The sequence below is a fragment of the Halorubrum tebenquichense DSM 14210 genome (genome assembly GCF_000337415.1).
Lineage (GTDB): Archaea > Halobacteriota > Halobacteria > Halobacteriales > Haloferacaceae > Halorubrum > Halorubrum tebenquichense.
Map to the genome: position 1 here is coordinate 1 of NZ_AOJD01000041.1, position 5103 is coordinate 5103.

6 protein-coding genes and 1 pseudogene are annotated in these 5103 nt (G+C 70.6%); 2 read left to right on the forward strand and 5 right to left on the reverse strand.

Features of this window, described 5'->3' with window-relative positions; translation table 11 throughout:
* Nucleotides 1–245, reverse strand: a pseudogene (locus C472_RS17355) (S26 family signal peptidase); the annotation flags it as partial.
* A 144-nt stretch (nt 246–389) separates the two neighbouring features.
* Here C472_RS17355 and C472_RS07335 point away from each other — a divergent pair.
* Nucleotides 390–2039, forward strand: coding sequence for a DNA-directed DNA polymerase II small subunit (locus tag C472_RS07335; RefSeq protein ID WP_006629181.1), 1650 nt, complete (start codon nt 390–392; stop codon nt 2037–2039).
* 18 nt (nt 2040–2057) lie between these two features.
* On the opposite strand, the gene C472_RS07340 is transcribed toward C472_RS07335, so the two are convergent.
* The 4 genes from C472_RS07340 to C472_RS07355 form a co-directional block, all read right to left on the reverse strand.
* Nucleotides 2058–2690, reverse strand: coding sequence for an IMPACT family protein (locus C472_RS07340; protein WP_006629182.1), 633 nt, complete (start codon nt 2688–2690; stop codon nt 2058–2060).
* Nucleotides 2687–3178, reverse strand: coding sequence for a hypothetical protein (locus C472_RS07345; RefSeq protein ID WP_006629183.1), 492 nt, complete (start codon nt 3176–3178; stop codon nt 2687–2689). The genes C472_RS07340 and C472_RS07345 overlap by 4 nt, the downstream gene beginning before the upstream one ends.
* Before the next feature lie 27 nt (nt 3179–3205).
* Complete coding sequence (gene pspAB, locus C472_RS07350) at nt 3206–3811, reverse strand: PspA-associated protein PspAB (protein WP_006629184.1); 606 nt, start codon at nt 3809–3811, stop codon at nt 3206–3208.
* 89 nt (nt 3812–3900) lie between these two features.
* Entirely contained in the window at nt 3901–4815 is a 915-nt protein-coding gene (locus tag C472_RS07355; protein WP_006629185.1) for an MBL fold metallo-hydrolase, read from the reverse strand.
* A gap of 113 nt (nt 4816–4928) precedes the next feature.
* On the opposite strand from C472_RS07355, the gene C472_RS07360 reads away from it, so the two are divergent.
* A partial coding sequence (locus tag C472_RS07360) for an SDR family oxidoreductase (protein ID WP_006629186.1) occupies nt 4929–5103 on the forward strand: 175 nt, incomplete at its 3' end.

A 5103-nucleotide genomic window follows, 5' to 3' on the forward strand; every position in this document is an offset into this window, starting at 1 on the left:
CCCGAAACACCGGGATCGGTGTCGGAGTCGTCCCCCGCTGCGGGACCGGATCCGCTCTCATCGTCAGCGGTCCCGCCGTCCGATCCGTCGGGCGCTCCTCCCTTCGACTCGCCTAACGCCTCTCTCTCCGATTCGTCGGGCGCTCCGCCGCTCGGTCCGTCGAACTCCTTTTCGGCTCCGTCCTCCGTTCGCTCGTCTCGACCGGCCGACCCGTCGGCGTCCGTCGACCGATCCCCTTCGTCCATTACGACGGCGTTGGCGGCTTTCGTTCATAAGCTTCCGGGTGGGAACGCGGGCTTCGACCCCGCCTTTCGGCGGCTCGCGGCCCTCCCGCGACCGGACCCGACGCCTCCGGAACGGTTTTGCCCGCGACCCTCCTTTCGGGTAGCGTGCCGCTGGAGTCGAACGCGCGGATCGCGAAAGCCCTCGCCGAGCGGGGCTACAACGCGGAGCGGGAGGCGATCACCCTCCTCGCGGGCGCAGCCGACCCGGCCGCCGCCGTCGCGGCCGCGGTCGATCACGCCCCGGACGAGGCCCTCCGGATCACCGCCGACCACGTCCGCGAGGCCACCGCCGAAACCGAGAGATCCGCGGCCTCACCCGATGCGAACGGACAATCTCCAGTTGAAACAGAGGGGTCTGCGGCCCGCGGAGCGGGGGAGACCGACGCGGGGTCCGCGGCCGCGACGACCGACGGGACGGCCGTCGCGGACGATCGCTCCGACGCTTCGACAACCGAGACCACGACAACCGAGACCTCGACAACTGAGACCACGACCGCCGAGACCACGACCGCCGAGGCCTCGTCCGCCGACCGCTCCCGCGACCCCGACCTGCGCGAGCTCGAAGTCGGCAACGACATGACCGGCCGCAGCACGGGAACCGGCGAGTACGGCGACTTCGTCACGACGTTCCGCGACCGCTACGAGCGGCTCTCGAAGATCCTCCGCGGCCGCGTCAACCACCGCCCTGCCGAGGCGATCGCGGACATGCCCGGCGGCAGCGACGCCGCCATGATCGGCTTAGTCAACGACGTGCGCTCCACGAAGTCCGGCCACTGGCTCGTCGAACTGGAGGACACCACCGGAACCTTCCCCGCCTTGGTGATGAAAGACAAGGGCCTCGCCGACGTCGTCGACGAGATTCTGATGGACGAGTGTATCGCGGTCGAGGGGACCCTCGCCGACGACGCCGGCATCCTCTTCGCCGACTCGCTCCACTTCCCCGACGTTCCCCGGACTCACAATCCGGGCGGGGCCGACCGCCACGTTCAGGCCGCGCTCATCTCCGACGTCCACGTCGGCAGCGACGAGTTCATGGCCGACGCGTGGCACGCCTTCACCGACTGGCTCCACACGCCCGAGGCCGACCCGGTTGAGTACCTCCTGCTCGCGGGCGACATGGTCGAGGGGGTCGGCGTCTACCCGGACCAGGACGAGGAGCTGGAGATCGTCGACATCTACGAGCAGTACGAGGTCTTCGCGGAACACCTCAAGGAGGTGCCCGCGGACACCGAGATCGTGATGATCCCGGGCAACCACGACGCGGTCCGGCTCGCCGAGCCGCAGCCCGGGTTCAACGACGAGATCCGCTCCATCATGGACGTTCACGACGCCCGGATCGTCTCGAACCCGGCGACGGTCTCGGTCGAGGGCGTCGAGGTGCTGATGTACCACGGCGTCTCGCTCGACGAGGTGATCGCGGAGCTGCCCGAGGAGAAGGCGAGCTACGACGAGCCGCACAAGGCGATGTACCAGCTCCTCAAGAAGCGCCACGTCGCGCCGCAGTTCGGGGGCCACACCCGCGTCGCGCCCGAGGAGCGCGACTACCTCGTCATGGAGGACGTGCCCGACGTGTTCCACACCGGCCACGTCCACAAGCTCGGCTGGGGGAAGTACCACAACGTCCTCGCCGTCAACTCCGGCTGCTGGCAGGCCCAGACCGACTTCCAGAAGTCCGTCAACATCGACCCCGACGCCGGCTACGCGCCCATCCTCGACCTCGACACGCTCGACATGACCGTCCGGAAGTTCTCGTAGGCTCCCGTCAGCGGCCGGTCAGCGGTCGATATCGACCCGCCCGCTCGTCGCGTCGTTGAGCCGCTCGCGGAGCGCGTCGACGTCCTCGATCGGCACCCGGAGGTCGAACCGGACCCGCCGCCCGTAGTCGGCCTCGAACTCGACGCCGGTGGACTCGATCACGCCCCGGATCGTCCCCGAGTCGTCGTACTCGGTCTCGACGACGAGGCTCCGATGCGGGCGCTCCTCGATCACGCCGGCCGCGTCGACGCCGTCCTTCACCGCGCGCGAGTAGGCGCGCGCGAGCCCCCCGACGCCGAGGTTCGTCCCCCCGTAGTACCGGGTCACGACCGCGGCGACGTTCCGGACCTCTCGCTGCTGGAGGACGTTCAGCGCCGGCTTTCCGGCCGATCCGGTCGGCTCGCCGTCGTCCGACGAGTACTCCCTGAGCATCGGATCGGATTCCGGTGCGCGCTCGGACGGCTCGCCCGCCGGGACGCGGTACGCGGGCACGTTGTGCGTCGCGTCGGCGTACTCGTCTCGGACCTCGTCGACGAACGCCTCCGCCGCCTCGACCGTGTCGACGGGCGCGACGTGGCCAAGGAACTCCGAGCCCTGAACCTCGAACCGCGCGGTCGCGCGCTCGGCCACGGTCCGGTACGCGTCGGTCACGGCCCTGCTTCCCCCGCCGATCCCGCGTCGTCTCCCGGCCCCGATTCGTTCTCGTCGTTCCGTCGTTCGACGACGACGCTCGTCGGCGGCGCGAGCCGGAACAGCGCGAGGAACGCCGCGATCCCGACAAACTCGACCACGGCCGCGACGACCGCGAGCGGATCGGCCGCCAGCGCCGCGGCCGCGTCCGCGCCGTGCCACGCGAGGAACCCGCCGAGGAACGTTCCGAGCGTCCCCGCGCCGAGCGCGTACAGCCGCCGGTACTCGCCGGCCCGGAGCGTCGCGACGCCGACCGCCACGGCGAGCGCGCTCCCGGCGACGAAGAGGTACGGGCGCGCGTCCGGCGGCGAGCCGAGCCGCGGCCACGCCCACAGCAGGTGGACCGCGGCGGCGACGACGGCGGTCTGGACCGCGACCCCGCGGAGGACGCGCTTTTTCATCGTGTTCCGTCCGTCGACCGTCGCCGCGGTCACCGGTTCGTCACTCATTTCCACTCCTCCCCGTCGCTCGCTCGCTTATTCCCACGGATGGCTCCCCCGGGCGTCGGGCCACAGGGGGTACCAGTAGGACTCGTCGTCCTCCAGCCCCAGCTCCCCGTCGAGCACCGACTGGAGTTTGAACTCGATCCGCTGGTTCCGGTCGTTCGTCCCCCGCGGCGCGAACGGGTAGTACGCGCCGCGCCGGAACGAGTAGATCCAGTAGGCCGCCCCATCGTCGTTCTCGAAGCCGAACACGGCCGCGAGCAGCCGCGAGCCGAACCCCTCCTCGATGAACTGGTCGGCCGCGAAGTGGACGCTCGTCACGAGGTCCTCGGGGTCGTCGTCTTCGAGGACGAACCACTGGTAGCCGTGGTCGTCCTCGTGGCGGTGGAACCCCGTGCCGGTCTCGATCTCGCCGGCCTCCAAGATGGCCTCGACGGTCTCGACGGCGTCGTCGAAGCGCGTGCTGTCGACCCCGGAGAAGCACAGCGCGGCCTCCCCGCAGTGGTCGTAGCCGAGGTCGGCCTCCATCGTCATGTAGGCGGTCGACATCCCGAAGAGGTCCTCGGGGTCCGCCTCGCGGGTCGCGTCGGTCTCGGCGCTCGTCCCGAGGACGGCCCGGATCGTGTCGAAGATGCCCATCTGGTCGGGCCTACGTGCGGCGGGCTTTAGGGCGTTTCCGTCGCCGACGTTCGTCGCCTTCGGCGTTCCTCGTCGCTCTCCCGACGCCGTCACTCCCCGCCGTCGACGTGATCGAGGTACGTCAACACGCCCCGGACGTTCAGGCTCATGTTCGCCCGGGCCCGCTCGGGGTTCCAGTAGTCGATGTCGCGGCTCGCCGCCTCGAAGTGCTCGACGACCGCCTCGTCGTCGTCGAGTTCGGCGCGCTTCCGCCGAACGCGTTCGACCCACTCGACGTACGCCCGCTTCGCCTCGCCGATCAGGTCCGCGTCGCACTCCCGCGGCCCGAAGTGGCCGAAACAGAGGGTGTCGGGGTCGAGCTCCTCGATCAGCCGGATGTCGTCGAGGCACTGTTCGAGGTCGAACTGCGGCGGCGGCGACGTGGGGGTGACGGCGTCGATCTCGGGGACGTAGATCCCGGCCGCGTCGGCGGCGAACACGACCTCCGCGTCGGGGTCGTGGTAGACGGCGTGGTGGGGCGCGTGGCCCGGGGCGTCGCGGACGACGAGCTCGCGGTCGCCGAGGTCGATTCGGTCGCCCTCGCTCACTCCCTCGATCCGGTCGTCTGGGACCGGCTTCGGCTCCGCGTAGTGCGTCCACTGTTCCTCGACGGCCGACTTGGTGCCGGCGACGAGCGCCCCGGGGTCGACGAGGTGCCGGACCCCCTTCTCGGGCACGCGGACCTCGGCGTTCGGGTAGCGCTCCGCGAGGTAGCCCGCCCCGCCCGCGTGGTCGAGGTGGGCGTGGGTCGGGAGGATCCACGCCAGATCCTCGCGGCCGATCCCGATCTCCTCGATCGTCTCGAAGAGCGCCTCCCGGTTCGCCCCCGTCCCGGTGTCGATCACGATCGGTCGCTCCGCGTCGTACACGTACACCGCGCCGTACTCGTCGGTCTCGAACATGCCGGTGTCGTGGACGTACAGGTCGTCGACGCCCCGAACCGGTTCGAACTCGCCAGCGCGCATACCGGACGAGGAACCCGGGGCCACTTCTAGCGATCGGTCCGGTGGGGATCTCGCGGCGTCTCCCGCCGCCCCCGCGGGACCGGGCTTATGGTCGCGCCGCCCGATGAATCGGTATGCGAGTACTCGTCACCGGCGCGACCGGATTCGTCGGGAGCCGGCTCGTCCCGACGCTCCTCGAACGCGGCCACGACGTGGTCGCGCTCGTCCGCGACGCCGACGGCTACGCAGCGCCCGACGGCGTCGCCGTCGTCGAGGGCGACCTGCTGGAACCGGAGACGCTGCCGCCCA

Excerpts from the sequence above, each read along its gene's own strand:
- C472_RS07345 (WP_006629183.1), bottom strand. The coding sequence starts at position 3,178 with ATGAGTGACGAACCGGTGACCGCGGCGACGGTCGACGGACGGAACACG.
- C472_RS07355 (WP_006629185.1), bottom strand. The coding sequence starts at position 4,815 with ATGCGCGCTGGCGAGTTCGAACCGGTTCGGGGCGTCGACGACCTGTAC.
- pspAB (WP_006629184.1), bottom strand. The coding sequence starts at position 3,811 with ATGGGCATCTTCGACACGATCCGGGCCGTCCTCGGGACGAGCGCCGAG.